The sequence below is a fragment of the Micromonospora sp. NBC_00362 genome (genome assembly GCF_026342155.1).
GTDB classification, from domain to species: Bacteria; Actinomycetota; Actinomycetes; order Mycobacteriales; family Micromonosporaceae; genus Micromonospora; species Micromonospora hortensis.
Genome location: NZ_JAPENH010000001.1, coordinates 6,214,063 through 6,233,349, shown reverse-complemented (window position 1 = coordinate 6,233,349; position 19,287 = coordinate 6,214,063). Strand labels below are relative to the sequence as shown.

Sequence of the window (19,287 nt, the reverse complement as noted above, 5' to 3'; positions counted from 1 at the left end):
TGAGTGCTCGCCCGCCGGGAGCGGCCCCGCTACGAACACGACCGTCGGATCTCGTGGGCCTGCCAGCCGCGCCGCCTGGTGACACTCTGCTGTGGAAACCATTACGCTCGGAAGGTGCTGCCGATGTCCGGGCTGACCTGGCCTGACAGCCTCCCAACGTGTGGCACCTCGGGTAGTCGATCTTTGAGTTGAGGGGCGTTGTATGGCTGACGTACCAGGGCCGTTATCGGCGTTCATCGTTGGCGAGATCCGCCGCGCCCGCGGGGCTTCCGGCATGACGCAAGAGTCGTTCGGCCGCGCTGCGGGCTTCAGCGCCTCACACGTCAGCGCCGTGGAGAGCGGCACGCGAGCGCTGACGATCGACTTCATCAAGGGTGCCGATCGAGGGCTCAACAACGGCGGGCTCTTCGAACGCCTGGCGACGAAGTTCGGAGCACCGTCGTGGTTCCTGCCCTGGCTGGACGCTGAGCGCGAAGCGACACAGCTTCGCTACTTCGAGCCCAACCTGATCCCCGGCCTGCTCCAGGTGGAGCACTACGCCCGCACCGTCCTGCGGACAGTCGAAAGCCTCACCGATGACGAGGTTGAGCAGCGCGTGCAGGGGCGCATGAGCCGGCAGGCGATCCTGACCGGCGAGCGTCGGCCGCAGTTCGTCGCCGTGCTGGACGAAGCCGCAATCCGGCGTACCGGTGATGGTCTGGGCGGCATCATGGCCCAGCAGGTGGCTCACCTGGTCGCGATGGCCGAGCTTCCGCACGTTCACGTCCACGTCATCCCGATCGGCAGCGGCCTGCACATCGGGCTGTCCGGACCGTTCGCGCTGGCTCGGTCCAGCGAGGGCGTGTGGGTTGGACACCTCGAAAACCAGCTTGGCGGGGACGTCATCGACAAGGACGATGATGTAGCTACGCTTCAGGCAAGGTGGGAGAGCGTCCGGAACGAGGCTCTACCGCGCCGGCAGTCCATCGACCTGCTGAAGGAAGTTGAGAGCCATCATGGACCTCAGTAACGCCCGGTGGCGCAAGTCCACCCGCAGCGGCGCGAGCGGCGGGAACTGCGTCGAGGTGGCAAGCAACCTGCCCGGTGTTGTCGCCGTGCGCGACTCGAAGGACGCCGCCGGACCGACCCTTGCATTCGCCCCCGCCACCTGGGCCGCGTTCGTCGCCCAAGTTTCCGGGCGGCCTTAACGTATCCCGGTGACTAGGGTCGGCGTGATACCGGCCGCGAGCACGGCGAGATGCCAGCTCTTGTTGTAGGAGGTGCGCCGGTTGATCAATTTGCGGGCAGCTGCCCCAGCATTGGGATGGTAGGTCATGCGGTGGCTTCAACATCTCCGCCTAGGCTCAAAGGTCCACCGCTAATGTCATCGGCCTCGCTCGTGCAGTAGACACATCAGGTGATCGCCTCGGCGCACCGACTCTCCCGCGAGCTCAACCACCTGCCGCAACGCGGCGAGATCCGCCAACTGTCCCTGGGCGAGGCCCACCACCAAAGGTGTTACCTCACCTTCGGCCATCTCCCAGGGCCACGGCTCCTCGGATATGAACGCGTTGCGGTCCGACAAGCTAGTAAGTAGGTCGTCAAAGTCACTAAGTGTGTCGACCAGCCGCCGGGCCGAAGCAGTCACCTGCGGGTCGTCCACTCCCAGCCGAGGAAGCAGCACAGCGATGAGCCGACGCTGCCACGCCTGGCGATCCTGAGGCGACCCGGCCGCCCACATGACAAACCACACCTCGGCGATACCGCCGAGAACCTCGTCGAGGTCGTTGGGTAGATCCCACTCCACCGGCAATCCCGCCTCGAACCGCTCGGCCAGTGCCCGTTCCTGATGTTCCAACTTCTGCCACACCCGCTCGGCCGCAACAATCCGCCCGACCACCAACTCCGCTTGCTCGACCCAAAATAGGCCGAGTAGCAACTCCCTCAGGTTGTCCCACTTTTGGCCGATTGCCCCCGTCAACTCCTGCGCGACCGCCGCCCACCGGCGCTCTCGGTTGCGGCGCACCGCAGCCTCGATTACGACATAAGCAGCGAAGAACTCCACCGGAACGACAAGCAGCCCGGCTGCTACATTCGCGGCCACCGGACGGTCTGTACTAAAAGACGGAAACCAGTCGTCCAGCCACCAGGCAACCAGAAGACACGCCACCGCCACCATCAACCAGACGGTGAGGAAAACCTTGCGCCACCACACGGAGCTGAGCGTACGCAGCCGCCCCAAGTCAACGCCGATCAACAACCGGTGGCACCGCGCAGAAGGCTCGCCAAGCCGGCGGACGGCCCTCAGGACGAGACGGACACCGGGGAAGTTCGAGGTCCCCTGAGCCTCCACCAAGGCCGTCTTCAGTCCGTCCCAGGCCGCATCCAGGCGTCTACGGTCTCGGGCGAGGCAATCGGCATCGAAGCAGGATCGGGTGTGATCGAACGGCAAGACGTCACCGGCGAAGCGGAGCTGTCGCCAAAGTCGTGAGGATCTACCGACCACCTCGAGCGGGAACGTAAGTCCGATAGGACCTTCGGCCGCGGGACCATGACGCAGCCCATCTCCCACGCTCCACGCCCAGTAGCCGGCGCGGCGCCTTGGGCGCAGCTGGGCCGACTTTCGACCATGATCGGAATTTGCCCGGTTGAGACGGCGCCCGGCAGCCGCTTCAACTACATAGGTAGCGACGGCCAACAGTCTGACTAAGGGTGCGTCGGAGGGAACGCTCTAAGCAGGAGTGCCTGCGCCGGGAAAGGGCGCAAATCGTCGGTGGTTGCCAGTTTCGCGCGGCTTTTCGGTAGGACATGCGGTTTTTGATCTCCGCCCAACGCCCGCGAGGTTAAACTGCCCCCGAACTTGCGAGCTCCCGCACCGGAACAACGGGAAAGAAGCCGTACCTGCCGTGCCGACTCTTGGTGAACTCATAAACTGTTGCCTCTTCGCTAATCTCAGACGGCGGTGCCACATTCTCCAGTATGACAGCTTGCCCGAGGAACCTGGAGGCCATATATCGGAAGAAATGAGTAGCCACATCGTTACCCATAATTCTTTCGTCCTCCGCGCTTTCTGGCTCCTTGTAAGTAACAAGGGGCGAGTCCAGAACTACGAAGCCGGGGTGCGGAAGATTGCGCACGATGCACCATTGAGCTAGACCAACGGTAAATGCCGCATGAAGAATAGCGCGCATGCCCTTGCCGTGTGACGAGCGGGGTATGCCATTCATACTGATATCACATGATTCCGCGTCGAAAGACACGTGCCGCAGTTCTGGAACCCGCCAATCTTCGAGGATTCCGAAGAGCAGCTCTCCAAATTCTTGGGCTACGCCCCCGCCGAGAGCTGTTGCCGGAACTGACGCCGGCTCGTCTACGCTTCCTAGACTCACCTTCAAAGTCTCTATGTGCTCAATTTGCTCATGAGCCGCTATTCTTCGCTCAAGATCACCCTTCGCTGCAACAAGCTCCCTCAGCTCACCTCGTTGGGGGGACAGGCGATCGTCTAGGGCTCTTGCGGCGTCACGCACACCCTCGACTTGAGCTTCCAGAACGGCAAGAGCTCTAAGTCCGCTCTCCCGCTCTGCTCCCAAGTCCTGGATCGCTAAGGCAAGGTCTACTCGCAAGCCCAGCGTCTTACTTTGTTCAGCGCGCACCGCGTCGGCAAACAGTGTTCTATCTTCGGCACGATGGGCAGCAGTGGATTGATTCTCAGGAGTTGAGCCGCAAAAAACGCAGTCGCCGACATCAAAGTAGCCTAAAAGCGTGCCAGCCTCCTCAAGCATTCCCAATCGCTCGAGGTCAGAGTCGTATTTCTGCAGCAAGAGCCGAAAGTTGCTAAGGAGGTCTGCAATTTCCGTGACCCGATGCCGCTGTTCCTCGTACTGGCGCTGCAGCTGGCGGATCTCATCTTTTAGCCGAGCCTGCTCCTCTAGGTGGCCGTCGAGAGAGTTAGAGATACCCTCGATTGACTGCTCTAGCCTTACCAGTCGGGCCTGTGCGTCGGAACTGCTCTCCCAATCACCTAAAGCTTGCCGCAACTCACCAACAATCTGCTCCATAGCGGCTAGTCGTCCTTGGTTCCGCTGGCGCTCGGCTGTCGCAGCCTTCGTCGTTCGGGGAAGGTCAGAGTCATCGTTCCCTTGCAGTACGAACTTGAGCACTGACCGCTCAGTGGTCTTTGAGATAAACTGACCACTTAATGCCGGTGGCGCCTCAGAGACAATGTCAGTCTCACTCACTAAAAAGAGGCGTGATAGTAGGCGGAGAGTCAGTGAGACAGTCTCGTTTCGATCGTTTGACCGAACCCAACTCTCGCCGATTCCCATCTCGGCAAGGAACAGGGTCGAGATATCGTTGCCAGTTTTTTGATGACGTGGCGACAGCACACGTGGACGTCCACTACGCTGAAGCCCTTCGTAAACACGAAATTTCGCTGCACTCTTGCTCTGCTCTATGGATCTTTCTAGAACCAAACCCTCCGGACTCCTTGGTGTCAGCAAGGACAACAGGCCCGTGTCGTAGCCTGCCGATTCGTCTATATGCTTGAGGTTGGATGCGCCTAGCAGGTAGTTTATAAGGTCGAAGACATAGGTCTTGCCCGTATTCGAGGCACCGTAGACGACGGTAAGACCTCGGCCCAGGTCAAGTTCAGCGGATTCTAGATCTGGGCCGATTGCGGCGAGCTTGTTGATCCTTATGCTAGTCATCCCCCGCCTCCATTGCTTGCCGTCGCGCTCCAGAAATCCAGTGATTAACCAGAGCTCTCAATTGAGGCTCCTTAGACGCCTCGTCTTGTCGTGGTAGCTGGTCAATCACCCAGTCAGCTCTCGCACGTAGGCTCTCCGCATACCTCGAACTCAGAACAGAGACGAAGGGCGGCGCGTTCTCTGACGCCTGGAAGGCGAAGCCCGCGTTCGTTGGTTTCGCTACTACAAGTCCGGCGCGCATCATTGCATCTATACCTGACTTCACGAGATCTCGCTTAATAGCCAGTTCTCCAATCGAGCCAGGAAGCTCCGGGTGAATGCTTGCCGGTCCATCATTCTGCCCGGTATGAAGAAGAGCATGGTCGAGTTGTGCAAGCGCGTCGAGATCAAAAGATAGCGGGAAGGCGCTAGACAGCAGGAAGACCACGCGCAGACCAACTTCGAGTGGACTGTTGAGGGGCGGCGTAATGTTCACTGGCACCACCTCAGCCGATCCTCATTGGCTAGCTGATGACAAATCCCCTTCTTGTCGCGAGCTTGCCACACCGTGATTAAGGCATTCGTCGTTAGGTTTATCTGCTGAGAAGCGCTAAGCACTTTTTGAAGGCGATCGTAGCCGGTGCTGTGATCGTCGTCATGAATTTCCTTCACACCTTCATGTAATTGATCTTGCAGGTTTTCGAACGTCCTCGAAGGCACTTTGTCGCGATAGAAAATACGAAATGTTTCGGCGCAATAGAAATATTCACGCTGGCTGCGCAGGTGGGCATGCGCTTTTGCATGCTCGACTAGGGCCTCAATGGTTCTGGCACTGGTGCCGAACTTCTCGGCATAGACATCGAAAAGTTGTTCCAAGTAATTTGTTTCGTCAGCGGCCGGCGCGGATGGTGGCAGCTCAGGGGGCGGCGCGAACGGGAGTGGAACGGCGAATCTAACTATATGTTGTGGAGACTTTTGATGTTGCTGGAGTAGTTCGATAGGTGTGGCTGATTGGAAAATGGAAAAGTCTACCGTCTGCGCGTAGGCGGCAACCTTGGCTCTTTCATTAGGTGTTCCGACTTTCCCTTCGCCGAGGACATTCAAGAACGCATCCTTCAGTTCGCCGGGCCTCAGAATCATTTGCTCAAGCGATGGACCCAGCCCCCGAGGTGCCATGAAATAGTACGTCCTCGGTAAAGAGTAGTAGCCAGCTTCCGCATACCGCAGAATCTTGTATATCTCCGGCCAAGCATCAGTCGGCATCAACGCATTAGCGTAATGCTTACATTGAAAGCAGTCCCATTCTCCACCAAAACCAGCTGCCGATTCGAACCCTGCAATGTCCACGCCGTGGTCATTTGCTCCACCGAATCGACGCACTTTGCGATATGGAAGGGTTCTCGCCCATTCATGGATAAACTCCTCCCACATCGCGGACGTGTAGATGAAGAGCTGAGCTTCAGGACTGAACCGTGGGCCTTGCTGAGCTGGTACTACAAGGGCAACACCCAAGGGTTCCGGAGGGACCAAGGCCAGGTCCGCCTCAGCCGGGTAAGGACCTGACAAGGAGTGCTCCTTCGGGTCAGAAGCTTCTGCCTGTTGTTTCACGCAGGGTAGAGGAGACGTGCGCGGAGCGATAGATCAAGTGACTACATCCCGACAGGCAACCGGCGTTCGCTTCGCCAGGCTAGGGCCGCAGCCCCGTGTGGAGCCGGTTGACCACCGCCACGCCGTTTCCGGGGATTCACGCGGCTTAGCAGGATGGTTGGGTCGTGTATGTCCCCTGGCGGGACAGGCTGTGATGACGTGCGGCGACGCACCTGCCGAATTCCTCTGTTTGCCGCCCCACCGAAGACAGGAACCAGCCCCAACGAGCCGTGACGGAAGCCGGCGCGGCTGCTCTGGTCGGATGGTCGGGGTTTCCGGCTGCCGCGCCAGTCCAACCCCAGGACTGGCTTGCCACCGGGTCACCGGGTCACGGCACCAACTCCACCGCCAGGACGTGCCCGGCTCTCCCCTCAGCCGCCAGGCATCGACTCAGACCCCGAAACGCGACCCCGAAAGCCCTCACCACGGGATTGCGCCCCAGACGGAGGCAAGCCCGACTGAGCCGGCGGTCAGGGCGCCTCCAGTGCGCCAGGGCGTCGTCAGGGTGCCAAACGCCGCCCAATATTGACCATGAACCACCATCGACACCCGAACATAGAACCAGCTCAGAGCCATGATCGAGTCTCTGAGCTGGTGGGCGACGGACGAGTCGACCTGTACGCCGGATTCTGTGCGCGGCGCGTACCCCGAGGGGTTTGCGCCGGCGGCGGCCATCCATCTCGGCCTGCCGTTGCCGGCAGGCTCCAGCGGCCTACCCGCAGACATCGGGCGGGCAGCCCTCAAGCGTCTGCGCCGGGTCGTCATCTTGCGGTGACGGCCCTTGCTTGGCCTTGCTCCGGGTGGGGTTTACCGAGCCACCCCGGTCACCCGGGGTGCTGGTGGGCTCTTACCCCACCGTTTCACCCTTACCGTCCCCGTTGGGGTCGGCGGTCTGTTTTCTGTGGCACTGTCCCGCGGGTCGCCCCGGGTTGCCGTTAACAACCACCCTGCCCTGTGGAGTCCGGACGTTCCTCGGCGGCGGGCCGAAGCCCGCCGACGCGGCCGCCCGGTCGACTCGTCCGTCGCGCTCTCATCCTAACGAGCCCGGGCCTACCTCCATTTCCGCCCCGGCTGCGGCGTGCCCCGTTACCAGTCCGACACCAGCAGCTCCCCGAAGATCCGCTCACCGCCGGCAGGTTCGCTTAATTGCGTGGAGGTGAGCAGGCCACCGGTGCCGTCGAGCACCCGCAGGGTGACGGTGCTTCCGACCGGCAGGGTCAGCAGCGCGGCGCCGCCGCGTACCGGGGCGCCCGCACGCACCTGGCCGCCCGCGACCGCCTCGACCCGGGCGGCCTTTCCCACCGGCACGACCAGCAGGCGGTCGGTCGGCACGGTGCGGCTCCCGGAGCGGGCGGTCACCCGCACCGCCGCCAGGTCGTCGGTAGAAGCAATTCCGGTGGCGACCAGTTCGGCCTGCTGTCCGCCGGTCGTCGGCGTCTCCGTGTCATCGTGGGCCTCCTCCCGGTCGACGGCCGTCAGCGGCAGGGAGAGTCTTTCGCCCACTCCGATCTGCAACAGCAGCGGTCCGGCGCCCGGCCGGCCGACGAGCACCGATTCGGTCTCGTCGTCGGGGTCGAGCCGCCCGGCCCACCTGATCACCGGCTGGGGCGCAGTGAGATCGCTGATCTGGGTCAACGTCCGGTACGCCCGGCCGGCGTCCCGGGGCACCCGCCAATCCGCGATCGTCGGGGCCGGTGACGGTCGGGCGTCCGGCGGCAGGTCGGGGTCGGCAGGAGTCTCGCCGGTCGCTGCGAGCAAGGGGGCGATCGGCCGCTGCTCGCGTACCTGTCCGTCGCATCGGACCCGCCACCAGCCGGGCTGCGCACCGGTTCGGGTGGACCGCTGGTCGAGCAACAGCCAGTCGCCGTCGGAGGACGGCTCCCAGTTTCGGCGCACCTCGCCCCCGGAGACCGACGCGGAGCGGCTGTACGACACGTCGCAACCGGTCGGTCCGAGACCTAGCACCCACTGCTCCTGGTCGCCGGGCAGGCCCGACCTGCCGGTGAGCACGGTGAACGGGTTGATGCGGTCATTGGCCTCGCCATCGGCGGCCAGCAGACTGCGCGGTGACGCCCCGACGGGGGCCTGCCGGGTCACCAGCGCCGCGTGGGTGTCGGAATGGAAGGCGAGCACCACCCGCCGGTAGCCGGCGGAGTCGTCCGCGTAGAGCAGCTTCACGTCGGGCAGGTCCGCAGAGACATGGAGGCTGTCCCGCTCACGGTCGAAGAGGCGGGTCACCTGGGCGGCGAAATCCCGGTCGTCCGCGAGGCTCCCCCGGGTCGGTGAGTTGATCAGTCGCCAGGTCCACGGTGAGTCGACCGGGGAGCCGTGCAGGACGAGCGACGGGTCGTGAGGTCCGTCGGAGTGCCCGCCGACGCCGAGCACCGTCGGGCCGACCAGCGCCGTCGCCAGGAGCGCGGCCACCGCACCGCCACGGCCAACGACGCGGTGCCACCGGCGCCGTCGGGCCTGCCGCACCAATCGGGTGTACGGGTCGGCGTCGGGTACCACCGTCTCGGCGATCGCCGCCAGCCGTACGCGCAGCTCGTCGACGCTCATGCCCGCTCCCCCACCAGCTTGTTCGACACCGTTGCGGAGCGGTGGCCCGGGCTGCTGAGCACGTTCCGCAGCCGGGCCAGCCCTCGCGCGGACTGACTCTTCACCGTCCCCACCGAACAGCCCATCGCCTCGGCCACCGTCGCCTCCGACAGGTCCTCCCAGTACCGCAGCACAAGCACGGTGCGCATCCGGATCGGCAGCCGGTCCAGTGCGGCGAGCAGTTCGTCACGGACGACGACCGCCTCGGTGGCATCCGCGGCCGCTCGGTCCGGGATGACCGAGATCAGCAGTTCGCGCAGTCCGAGCCGCCGCCACCGGCTGTTGCGTTCGTTGACCATCGCCCGGCGGACGTACGCCATCGGCTCGTCGACGCGACGCCAGTGCCGCATCACCTTCAGCAGCGCCTCGTGCACGAGATCCTGCGCCGCGTCCCTGCTGCCGGTGAGCAGGTACGCGGTGCGCAGCAGGTCGGGATAGCGAAGCTCGACGAACTCGCGGAAGTCCGCGTCATCCACCAGCCGACCCCCCGTCGTGACCAGGCACGTGTCATTCCTCTCGTCGTCCGTCACCCGCAATGACGCGACGGCGTCCCGAAAGGTTGAGCGCACGGGCGGCGTACTAGCCTCGGGTCGTCATGGATCTCTCCCACGCCGCGCTGCTGCTCGCCGCCGGTCTCGCCGCTGGCACTGTCAACGCGGTGGCCGGTGGCGGTTCGTTGATCACCTTTCCGGCGATGATCGCGATCGGGTTGCCCCCGGTGCCGGCGAACGTCAGCAACTCCGTCGCCGTCTTCCCCGGGTACCTGGCCAGCGTGGCGGGCAGCCGGCAGGACCTGCCGCGCCCCCGCGCGTTGGCCACGCTCGTGCCTACCACCATCGTGGGCACGATTCTCGGGGCGTTGCTGCTGCTGGCCACTCCGGCCCGCGCGTTCGAGCTGGTCGTACCCTTTCTGGTCCTCGGCGCGACAGCGGTCCTGGCCTTCCAGGACCCGCTGCGCCGCCTGGTCGGTCACCCCCGGGACCTGTCGCCGCGTCGGCGGACTGTCGCGGTGCAGACGATGGTCGCGCTCGGCGCGGTGTACGGCGGGTACTTCGGCGCGGCGCTCGGGGTGATGCTGGTGGCCGGGCTGGCCCTGGTGCTGGACGCGACACTGGCCCGGGTGAGCGCGATCAAGAACCTGCTCTCCGCGGTGGTGGGGTTGACGACGCTCGTGGTGTTCGCCCTGTTCGGCCCCTTGAACTGGGCGGCCGTCGCGGTGGTCGCGCCCGCCACCCTCATTGGGGGGTACGCGGGCGCCAGGCTCGTCCGCCGGCTGCCGGCGGTGGTGCTCAAGACGGTGATCGTGGTGTTCGGTACGACGATCGGCCTCTACCTGCTCTGGCGCGCCCTGAACTGACCCCACCTGCCGCCGCTCAGTAGGTCTCGCCGACGGGCTCGTGTTCGGTGTCGGCGGCGGCGCGGTTCCAGCGGGACCAGAGGACGCGTTCGCCGTAGCCGGCGGCCATCAGGTGGGCGAAGGCCAGGTAGACGAGCACGCCGACGGCGAGCACTCCGAAGCCGACCCAGAACGGCAGCGACAGCGACTGCTCGGCGAGCTTGCCGGAGATGATCGGTGCCGGCGCGGCGGCGCCCCAGCGAACCAGGTTGAACGCGCCGGTGGCGACGCGCCGGTCGCTGGAGCCGAGGCCGAGCGCCAGGTCGGTGAGGTTGGCGTTGGCCAGTCCCATGCAGAGTCCGGCGAGCACCAGCACCACGAGCGCCTCGGCGGTGCTGGTGGAGGTGGCGAAGAGGACCATGCAGACCAGCAGCCCGACGATGGCGACGCCGACGGTCTGTACCGCGCCGATGCGGTGGGCCAGCCGGTGGCCGATCACCAAGATGCCGGCGGCCAGGCCGAGCCCCCAGCCGGTGAACGCGAGCCCCAGCGGGATGACCTCCAGGCCGAGGAAGAGCGGCGTGTAGCCGAGCACCACGAAGAACACGAAGTTGTACGCGGCGGTGACCACGCAGAGGGCGATGAACGCCGGCCGGCGGTAGGTGGCGAAGATCTGGCCGACGCGTACCGGGGCTTGGCGGTTGGTGGGCTCGCGGAGTTTGCGGGAGGCCACGCCGAGGGCGAGGACCATGAAGACGCCGCAGACGAAGAACGGCAGCCGCCAGCTGACCTCGCCGAGCAGGCCACCGATCAGCGGTCCGACGGCGAAGCCGAGGCCGAGGGCGGTCTCGAAGAGGCCCACCACCCATTCCCGGTCGACGGCCAGGTTGACCAGGACCACCATGGCGGTGGCGAAGAACATCGCGTTGCCCAGCCCCCAGACGCCGCGCAGCACGGAGAGCTGCACGATGTTGTCGCTGAACGAGGCGAGGATTGCGGCCAGGCCGACCACTGAGACGCCGGTGATGAGCACCGGCTTGAAGCCGAACCGGCCGCTGGCCAGGGTCGCCGGGATCATGCCAAGGGCCATGACCGCGATGTACGCGGTGAACAGCAGCTCGACCTGCCAGGCGGTGACCCCGATCGCCTCGCCGATGGCCGGCAGGATCGGGTCGACGACGGCGATGCCGGCGATGGCGAGGAAGGCCACCAGCGTGGTGGCGTAGATGGCACTGCGGTTCGGTTCGGAACGCCGATCCACTCCGACTCCTCAGATAGCTGTATCGTACAGGTACTTATTCTGTATCATACAGCTATGAGCGACGACCACGACGAGAGCACCCTCGGCCGGATCGAGACCGAGGTGGCCCTGCTGATGCGCTTCGGCGAGGCCACCCGGCGGGCCACCGGCACCGCCGAGCACCGGGTGCTGGACCGCGCGGCGTACGTCATCCTGCGCCACCTGGCCGACGCCGGCCCGCAGAACGTCTCCGCGCTCGCCGCCCGACTCAACCTGGACGGCTCGACAGTCACCCGACAGGTGTCAGCGCTTCAGCGCGACGGCCTCATCACCCGCACCCCGGACCCGTCCGACGGCCGCGGCACCGTCATCTCCCCCACCCCGGCCGGTCTGCAACGGATGGCCGCCGTCCAGGCCGCCCGCACCCGGCTCTACGGCGACATGCTGGCCGACTGGACCACCGAGGACCGCGCCACCCTGGCCGCCCTACTGGGCCGCCTCAACCAGGCCCTGATAAACCGCAACCGCCCCCGCTAACCCAGCCAGTGGCGTGGCTCCCGTCGCCGAATGCGCATCCGCCGGCCACCACCACGCTGCGCGGCGAACCAGGTCGCGACAGCCCCGTCCACCGCCAAGATCGCGCAAGATCCTTGTTGTAGTGGCATTCCGCGCGGTCCGACACCACTACAACAATGATCGAGCATGATCTTGGCGGCGAAGCCGGCAAAACCGCCCGGCCCGCCGGAGCCGCCAGCCCACCAGGCCCCGCCACGGCCATCAAGCCCCGCCACAGCCCACCAGGCCCCGCCACGGCCACCAGGCCCCGCCACGGCCATCGGCGAGGCCAGGCGGCGCCTGAATCGTCTACGACATCAGCTCGACAGCCGATCCCGCGCAACCTGAGCAAGCGGCTGCCGGCGGAGACACCCCACGGCCGCCACGGCGGAACAGGTACGCCCGGGCACCGACCGACGTCGGCGCCCGGGCGTACCTGAGGTCACGCGACCGGCTCGCGGGCCGAGTCGGCGTCGCGGTCGGGGCCCGGGGTGACCCGTGGGTCGCCCTCGTCGGCGAAGTAGTCGTCCGGCTCGGTGCCGTCGACTCCTTCCTCGACCTTCGCGGCCCGCAGCGCGAGCGTCACCAGCGCCGCCACGGCCAGGTTGACCGCCACCGCCACGATGCCGACGTAGATCGTCCGGGTGGTGTCGAACCCGAACTCCGACAGCGGGAACGCCGAGCCGCCAAAGTGCTTCCGGGTCGGGCTGGCCACCTGGTAGAGCATCCACATGCCCAGCCCCATGCCGGCCACCCAGCCGACGATCAGGCCGGTGCGGTGGAACCAACGGGTGTAGAGGCCCAGCGCCACCGCCGGTAGCGTCTGCAGGATGATCACGCCACCGATCAGCTGGAGGTCGATGGAGAACTGCGGGTCGAGGAAGACGATGCAGGCCACCGCGCCGACCTTCACCACCAGTGAGGTGATCTTCGAGACGTTCGCCTCCTGGGCCGGGGAGGCGTCGCGCTTCAGGTACTCCTTGTAGATGTTGCGGGTGAACAGGTTCGCCGCCGCGATCGACATGATCGCCGCGGGCACCAGCGCGCCGATGCCGATCGCCGCGTACGCGACACCGGCGAACCAGTCCGGGAACTGCTGGTCGAACAGCAGCGGGACGATGGTGTTGTTGTCCACCGAGCCGGCCGAGTTGCCGGGCAGCGGCTTCACGCCGGCCGCGATGGCCATGTAGCCGAGCAGCGCGATCAACCCGAGCAGCAGGCTGTACGCGGGCAGCGCCGACATGTTCCGCTTGATCACGTCGCGGTTCCTGCTGGCCAGCACACCGGTGATGCTGTGCGGGTAGAGGAAGAGCGCCAACGCCGAGCCGAGCGCCAGTGTCACGTACTGGAGCTGGTTGTTGCCGTTGAGCAGGATGCCGTCGTTCGGGTTGGGTGAGGCGTCGAACTTCGCGTCCGCGGCGGCGAAGATGTCACCCCAGCCGCCCAGCTTGTACGGCAGGTAGATGACCGCCACCAGGATCACGATGTAGATCAGGCTGTCCTTGACGAACGCGATCAACGCGGGCGCGCGCAGCCCCGACTGGTACGTGTACGCGGCCAGGATGGCGAACGCGATGATGATCGGCAGGTGCCGGGCCAGCGCGTTGTCGCCGGTGACGCCCATCGTCTTGAGCACCGCCTCGATGCCGATCAGCTGCAACGCGATGTACGGCATGGTGGCGACGATGCCGGTGATGGCGATCAGCAGCGCCAGCACCGGCGAGTCGAACCGGTTGCGGACGAAGTCGGCAGGCGTGACGAACCCGTGCCGGTGCGACACCGACCAGAGCCGCACCAGCACCAGGAAGACCAGCGGGTAGATGACGATGGTGTACGGCACGGCGAAGAACCCGGCCGCGCCGGCACCGAACATCAACGCCGGCACCGCCACGAAGGTGTACGCGGTGTAGAGGTCACCGCCGACCAGGAACCAGGTGATCCAGCCGCCGAAGCTGCGCCCGCCCAGCCCCCACTCGTCCAGGTGCGCCATGTCCTTCGGTGCCCGCCACCGGGCGGCCACGAAGCCCATCACGCTGACCAGGAGGAACAGCAGGGAGAAGACGATGATCTCGGTGAGATGGTCGCGCCACATCAGCGGCCTCCCCGCTTCTTCGTCATCTGGTAGACCAACGTGGTGGTGCCGACGCCGAGCAGGATGAAGGCCAGTTGCAGCCAGTAGAAGCGCGGGAAGCCGAAGACCCGGGGCGAGTCGCCATTGAAGAACGCCGGGATCAGCGGCACCACGATGGGGATGAAGAGCAACCAGTTCCAGGGGCTGTGGTCCTTCGCCCTGGTCGGCGCCGTGGGCGGCGCCTCCGGTTCGGGTGCAGCCATCTGACACACCTCCGGGGAGTCGTGGCTCTCGATGTAACGGCCGGAGGCTACGACTCTGTGATGGCGGTCACCTGACCCGTTCGGAGGGTGCTGCGCCGAACGGCCGGCCGGCTGCGCCGAACGGCGCGGCCGACCGGCCGTTACCAACGAAGGGTGTGGCGGCTCAGTCGAGGGTGGCGAGGTGGGCGGTGTCGTTGACAGTGCGCACTGCCACGCCGCCGTCGGGCCACATGTCGAGCACCGAGATGCCGGCCGCGTCCAGGAAGAGCCGGTGCAGGAAACCGTCGCCGGCCGCGAGGGCGTCGCGCAGCATCAGCTTGATCGGCGAGACGTGCGAGACGACCACCACTGTCTCACCGGGGTACGCGGTGAGCAGCCCCGAGATGACCCGGTGCGCGCGTTCGGCGACCTGGGTGAACGACTCCCCGTCCGGCGGCGCGATCCGGGGTGACGCGAGCCAGGCGTCCATCTCCCCCGGCCACTGCTGGCGCACCTCGGCGAAGGTGCGCCCCTCCCACTGGCCGAAGTCGCACTCGATCAGGTCGTCCTCGGTGCGGACCGGCACGTCCCCGCCGAGCGCCTCGGCGATCGACGCCGCGGTGGCCGTACACCGGGACAACGGTGAGCTGAGCACGGCCGCGACGGACGGGGCCAACCCGGCGACCCGAGTGCCGGTGGCGCGGGCCTGGGCCCGGCCACGCTCGGAGAGCGGCACGTCGCCGCGCCCGGAGTAGCGCCGCTGCTCGGTGTAGGCGGTCTCGCCGTGCCGGACCAGGATGAGCCGGGTGGCGGTGAAGGTCGGCCGTGGCTCCCAGGAGGCCGGCGCGGTCGCCGGGTCGCTGCCGATGATCGGGGTCGAGGGCTGGCCGGCGGCCCCAGTCGTCGCGGGACGGGCGGGGGCCGCGGTCGCCGGGGGACGACCCGCTGCGGCGTCCATGGCGGCGTTGGCGAGGGCGTCGGCGTGCCGGTTCTGCTCGCGCGGAATCCAGCTGAACCGGACCGCTGCGAACCGGCCCACCAGCGCGGCGGCCTGGGCGGCGAGAGGCCGCAGGCCGGGGTGCTTGATCTGCCACCGGCCGCACATCTGCTCGACCACCAGCTTGGAGTCCATCCGGACGTCCACCTCGGCGGCGCCCAACTCGGCGGCGGCGGTCAACCCGGCGATCAGGCCCTGGTACTCGGCGACGTTGTTGGTGGCGGTCCCGAGCGACTCGGAGCGCTCGGCGAGCACCTCGCCGGTCTCCGGGTCGCGGACCACAGCGCCGTAACCGGCGGGGCCGGGATTGCCCCGGGACCCACCGTCGGCCTCCATGGAGACCACGCGCGGCGCCACGACCTACAGGCCCGACTCGTTGGTGCGGACCATGATCCGTCGGCAGTCCTCGCAGCGGACCACGTCGTCGGGGGCGGCCTTGCGGATCCGGGCCAGGTCGGCGCCGGACAGGTCCAGGCGGCACCCGCCGCAGCGGCCCCCGGTGAGCAGCGCGGCGCCCAACCCGGTGTCCTCGCGGATCTTGTCGTACAGGTTGACCAGGTCGCTGGGGAGGTCGGCGGCGAGCGGCTGACGGGCGCCCCGCTTGAACTCCTCCTCCTTGGCGATCTCGGCCAGCGCCTCGTCGCGGCGCTGCTCGGTAGCGGCCCGCTTGTCCCGGGTCTCGGCCAGCCGCTGCTCCACGCCGTCCAGTACGCCCTGCGCGGTCTCCCGCTGCTCCATCAGCTCCAGCTCGGCGTCCTCCAGGTCGCCCTGGCGGCGCTTGAGCGAGACCAGCTCGTGCTGGAGCGCCTCCAGCTCACGGGCCGGGCCGGTGCCGGCGGCAAGCCGGTTCTCGTCCTTCTCCTTGCGGGCCCGGACCTGCTCGACGTCCTTCTCCAACCGGGCGATGTCCCGGTCCAGGTCGTCCACAGCCACCTGGGCGCGAACCCGCTCGTCCTCCATCGACGACAGCTCCCGAGCCAGCGACTCCAGCTCGGCCCGCTCGGCAAGCGTTCGCCTGCGGTGGGCGAGCTGGGCGAGGTTGGTGTCGATCGCCTGGAGGTCGAGCAGGCGGCGCTGCACCTTGGGGTCAGCCTTCACGGTCGGGCTCCTTGTCGTCCACAGCGGGTGCGGCGGCGTGCACGGTCCACGGGTCGGTGTCCAGGTCGGACACCAGCGTCTCGACGTCCAGCGCCTCCCGGAGGAAGGCGGCCAGGTCGTCCAGCCACGGTCGTTCGGTCGCCCAGTGGGCGGCGTCGATCAGGGCGGGACCATCGGCGGCGAGGTGCTCGCCGGCCGGGTGGTGCCGCAGGTCGGCGGTGAGGAACGCGTCCACCCCGGCGGCGGTCGCGGCGCCGAGGAAGCTGTCCCCCGACCCGCCGCTGACGGCGAGGGTACGAACCATACGCCCGGGATCCCCCGCCGCGCGAACTCCCCAGGACGTGACGGGGAGCACCGCTGCCGCGTGCCGGGTCAGCTCGGCGAGGGTCATCGGCTCGGGCAGTTCGCCGATCCGGCCGAACCCCCTGTCGTCGCCGTGGGCGGGCGAGCCGGGCGCGGGTCGTTGAAGTGGGCGCAGACCGGTGAGCCCGAAGCGGGCGGCGAGGGCGTCGGAGACGCCCGGGGAGGCCACGTCGGCGTTGGTGTGCGCCGCGTAGAGCGCCACCCCGGCCCGGATCAACCGGTGGATGATCCGCCCCTTGAAGGTGGTCGCGGCGACCGACGACACCCCGCGCAGCAGCAGCGGGTGATGCGCGACGATCATGTCCGCGTCGGCGGCGAGGGCTTCGTCGACAGTCTCGGGCACCACGTCGACCACGCAGAGCACCCGGCGGACCGGGGTTGCCGGCTCACCGAGCACCAGGCCCACCCGGTCCCACTCCTCCGCCCAGACCGGCGGAAAGCGCCGTTCCAGCGCGGCCACCACGTCGCTGACTGTGGGGGCGGATCCGCTTGTGCTCACGGCGGGCCAGCTTACCGGCGTCGGGGCCGCTGGGCGGTGACACCTGGCCCGGCCGCGTCGTGTGGAAGATCTGCCGGATGCGCTAGGCGGCGCTCCAGGAAACGGTCTGCAACGCGGCCAGCGGCATCGCCCAGGGGAAGGCGTGCAGGTGCTGTTCCCCCGTTCCGGGCGGATGCAGAGCGATCACATCGTCGCCGAACAGCACTGTGACACCCCACTCGGCCAACCGGGCCACCCCGGCACGAAACGCCGGGTGGCAGGCCATCGCCGCGTTGGTGTACGGCACCGCCACGATGGGGACGCCCTTGCCCTGCGCCTCGACCAACAGCCCGAGCGCGAGCGTGTCGGTGATCCCGGCCGCCCACTTGTTGACGGTGTTGACGGTGGCCGGGCAGACGATCATGGCGTCGGCGGGTGGCAGCACGTCCGGGTCACCGGGGTTCTTGTAGTGCGTCCGCACCGGGTGGCCGGTCTGCCGAATCAGGGCCGACTGGTCGACGAACTTCGCGCCGTCCGGCGTGGTGACCACGCAGACGTCCCAACCGTCCTGTTGGGCGAGGTCGACCAGACGGCCGACGTGCCGGGCCAGCGGCGAACCGCAGGCGATGACGTAGAGCACCTCGCGGTGCCCGTTGTTGTGCGCTGCACCGGCCATCAGACCGGCTCCGCGCTCATACCCCTACTCCCATGTGCTCAGCCAACTCCGCTACCGGAGAAGGCGGCGCACCACGTGTGCGACGGAGGATGTCGGACATCACCTCGTGCGCGATCGGCCGGCAGCGGATCTCCGACGGGGCGAGCCGATCACCGAGCAGCAGCATCTCGCCCGCGTTCGCCACGTCACCTATCTGGGCGTACCCGCGGGCGATGTCGAGCAGGTGGTGGGCGCGACGCTCGGGCAGCAGCGCGTTGAAGGAGGGCTCCGCGATGCGCAGCTGGTGCACCTCCACGGCCCGCCCCCCGTCGCCCAGCTCCACAGCGGCGGCGGCCCGGTGCAGTTCGACGTTCGTCGGGCCGAACGACGTCCAGTAGTGGTTGTGGTCGCCGCCGAGCAGGGTGGCGGCCTCCTGCGCGCAGTTGATCAGGTCGTCGACGCTGGCCGAGTCACCGATGCGGGACGCGGCCATCGCCCCCTGGAGCAGCAGCATCCCGTAGACGGAGAGGCGGGCCGGCGAGACCTCGTTGCTGCCACCCGGTGCCAACCGGTTGGCGATCTGGACGTTCAGCTCCAGCGCGGGGCGGGCCCGGCCCATCGCGACCAGGGCGTTGCACACCCGGGTGGTGGCGATCCCGGCGAGCAGCGGATCGTCGGCCCGCTGGGCCACCGCCATCGACCGGTCCGCGGCCAACCAGGCGAGCTCACACTCGCCGAGCTTGCGCAGCACCGAGGAGGCGATCTGGTAGACCTGGCCGAGCAGGTGGGCCGCCTCGGCGGCCTGCTCACCGCCGTAGGCGGCGTCGGCCGCCTGGGCGTCGCGCAGCAGCTTCGGCAGCGCCCGGGTGAGCATCCCGTAGCGGCCGTACTGGTAGGTGAGCCAGGCGTGGTTGACGGCCTTGCGCATGTCGTCCATCGGCGGCGGGTACGGGGCCGCGTCGAAGTACGCGCTCATCGAGTCGTAGCGTTCCAGCGCCGCCCGGATCTCCTGCACCTCGACCTGGTCGATGCAGTTGAGGGCGTCGGCTCGCCGCTCCGGGTCCTTGCCCATCAGCAGCTGCACGTCCATCTGGAGGATGTCGGCGATCTCGTAGAGGACGGAGAACTTGTCCAGCCGTCGGACGCCGCGTTCGACCTTGTCCACCCAGCTCTTGGACTTGCCCAGCCGGTCCGCGAAGACCTGCTGCGACATCTTGCGTCGCCCCCGCCAGTAGGCCACTCGCCGTCCTATGGGTAGCTCGTCCATCTCCCCATCCTCCCCTGCCACCGACGACCAATCGAGTCGGGGCGATGTCCGCGGGTGCGGCGACTGCCGTTCATTT

18 protein-coding genes and 1 other RNA gene are annotated in these 19,287 nt (G+C 67.2%); 4 read left to right on the top strand and 15 right to left on the bottom strand.

Annotated features, from left to right (window positions below; genetic code table 11):
- The first annotated feature begins 202 nt into the window (after positions 1 to 202).
- On the top strand, positions 203 to 1,009 hold the full coding sequence (locus OG992_RS28860; RefSeq protein ID WP_151496849.1) for a helix-turn-helix transcriptional regulator: 807 nt from the start codon (positions 203 to 205) through the stop codon (positions 1,007 to 1,009).
- On the top strand, positions 996 to 1,187 hold the full coding sequence (locus OG992_RS28855; RefSeq protein WP_266304794.1) for a DUF397 domain-containing protein: 192 nt from the start codon (positions 996 to 998) through the stop codon (positions 1,185 to 1,187). The genes OG992_RS28860 and OG992_RS28855 overlap by 14 nt, the downstream gene beginning before the upstream one ends.
- Positions 1,188 to 1,363: 176 nt before the next feature.
- Here the strand turns inward: OG992_RS28855 and OG992_RS28850 are convergent, their stop codons facing one another.
- From OG992_RS28850 to OG992_RS28820, 7 genes are all read right to left on the bottom strand, one after another.
- The gene (locus tag OG992_RS28850; RefSeq protein WP_266304793.1) at positions 1,364 to 2,194 is read right to left on the bottom strand and encodes a hypothetical protein; all 831 of its coding nucleotides are present in this window, start codon (positions 2,192 to 2,194) and stop codon (positions 1,364 to 1,366) included.
- Positions 2,195 to 2,822: 628 nt separating this feature from the next.
- The gene (locus OG992_RS28845; RefSeq protein WP_266304792.1) at positions 2,823 to 4,685 is read right to left on the bottom strand and encodes a hypothetical protein; all 1,863 of its coding nucleotides are present in this window, start codon (positions 4,683 to 4,685) and stop codon (positions 2,823 to 2,825) included.
- Complete coding sequence (locus OG992_RS28840; RefSeq protein ID WP_266304791.1) at positions 4,678 to 5,160, bottom strand: ABC-three component system middle component 2; 483 nt, start codon at positions 5,158 to 5,160, stop codon at positions 4,678 to 4,680. Before OG992_RS28840 ends, OG992_RS28845 begins: the two co-directional genes overlap by 8 nt.
- Entirely contained in the window at positions 5,157 to 6,272 is a 1,116-nt protein-coding gene (locus OG992_RS28835; RefSeq protein WP_266304790.1) for an ABC-three component system protein, read from the bottom strand. The genes OG992_RS28840 and OG992_RS28835 overlap by 4 nt, the downstream gene beginning before the upstream one ends.
- 641 nt (positions 6,273 to 6,913) lie before the next feature.
- Positions 6,914 to 7,329: RNase P RNA component class A (gene rnpB / locus OG992_RS28830), an RNA gene on the bottom strand.
- Between the two features lie 68 nt (positions 7,330 to 7,397).
- On the bottom strand, positions 7,398 to 8,870 hold the full coding sequence (locus tag OG992_RS28825) for a hypothetical protein (RefSeq protein WP_238687252.1): 1,473 nt from the start codon (positions 8,868 to 8,870) through the stop codon (positions 7,398 to 7,400).
- Positions 8,867 to 9,385, bottom strand: coding sequence for a SigE family RNA polymerase sigma factor (locus tag OG992_RS28820; protein WP_238687251.1), 519 nt, complete (start codon positions 9,383 to 9,385; stop codon positions 8,867 to 8,869). The genes OG992_RS28825 and OG992_RS28820 overlap by 4 nt, the downstream gene beginning before the upstream one ends.
- Positions 9,386 to 9,504: 119 nt before the next feature.
- Here OG992_RS28820 and OG992_RS28815 point away from each other — a divergent pair, with 119 nt between their 5' ends.
- Positions 9,505 to 10,266: a sulfite exporter TauE/SafE family protein gene (locus OG992_RS28815; protein WP_266304789.1), complete on the top strand. Its 762-nt coding sequence runs from the start codon at positions 9,505 to 9,507 to the stop codon at positions 10,264 to 10,266.
- A gap of 16 nt (positions 10,267 to 10,282) precedes the next feature.
- Here OG992_RS28815 and OG992_RS28810 read toward each other — a convergent pair whose 3' ends face one another.
- The gene (locus OG992_RS28810) at positions 10,283 to 11,506 is read right to left on the bottom strand and encodes an MFS transporter (protein WP_266304788.1); all 1,224 of its coding nucleotides are present in this window, start codon (positions 11,504 to 11,506) and stop codon (positions 10,283 to 10,285) included.
- Between the two features lie 54 nt (positions 11,507 to 11,560).
- On the opposite strand from OG992_RS28810, the gene OG992_RS28805 reads away from it, so the two are divergent.
- Positions 11,561 to 12,022, top strand: coding sequence for a MarR family winged helix-turn-helix transcriptional regulator (locus tag OG992_RS28805; RefSeq protein WP_238687248.1), 462 nt, complete (start codon positions 11,561 to 11,563; stop codon positions 12,020 to 12,022).
- A gap of 460 nt (positions 12,023 to 12,482) precedes the next feature.
- Here OG992_RS28805 and mctP read toward each other — a convergent pair whose 3' ends face one another.
- The 7 genes from mctP to OG992_RS28770 form a co-directional block, all read right to left on the bottom strand.
- Positions 12,483 to 14,132 (bottom strand): monocarboxylate uptake permease MctP, encoded by a 1,650-nt coding sequence (mctP, locus tag OG992_RS28800; RefSeq protein WP_238687247.1) that lies wholly within the window; start codon positions 14,130 to 14,132, stop codon positions 12,483 to 12,485.
- Positions 14,132 to 14,374, bottom strand: coding sequence for a DUF3311 domain-containing protein (locus tag OG992_RS28795; RefSeq protein ID WP_091409411.1), 243 nt, complete (start codon positions 14,372 to 14,374; stop codon positions 14,132 to 14,134). The genes mctP and OG992_RS28795 overlap by 1 nt, the downstream gene beginning before the upstream one ends.
- Before the next feature lie 163 nt (positions 14,375 to 14,537).
- Entirely contained in the window at positions 14,538 to 15,707 is a 1,170-nt protein-coding gene (locus tag OG992_RS28790) for a bifunctional RNase H/acid phosphatase (RefSeq protein WP_238687246.1), read from the bottom strand.
- A 3-nt stretch (positions 15,708 to 15,710) separates the two neighbouring features.
- Complete coding sequence (locus tag OG992_RS28785) at positions 15,711 to 16,448, bottom strand: zinc ribbon domain-containing protein (protein WP_238687245.1); 738 nt, start codon at positions 16,446 to 16,448, stop codon at positions 15,711 to 15,713.
- Entirely contained in the window at positions 16,438 to 17,310 is an 873-nt protein-coding gene (locus tag OG992_RS28780) for a Nif3-like dinuclear metal center hexameric protein (protein ID WP_238687244.1), read from the bottom strand. Before OG992_RS28780 ends, OG992_RS28785 begins: the two co-directional genes overlap by 11 nt.
- Positions 17,311 to 17,392: 82 nt before the next feature.
- Positions 17,393 to 17,965, bottom strand: a complete 573-nt coding sequence (locus OG992_RS28775; RefSeq protein ID WP_238687243.1) for a flavoprotein — start codon at positions 17,963 to 17,965, stop codon at positions 17,393 to 17,395.
- A gap of 16 nt (positions 17,966 to 17,981) precedes the next feature.
- Positions 17,982 to 19,211, bottom strand: coding sequence for a helix-turn-helix domain-containing protein (locus OG992_RS28770; protein ID WP_238680500.1), 1,230 nt, complete (start codon positions 19,209 to 19,211; stop codon positions 17,982 to 17,984).
- Positions 19,212 to 19,287: the final 76 nt, after the last annotated feature.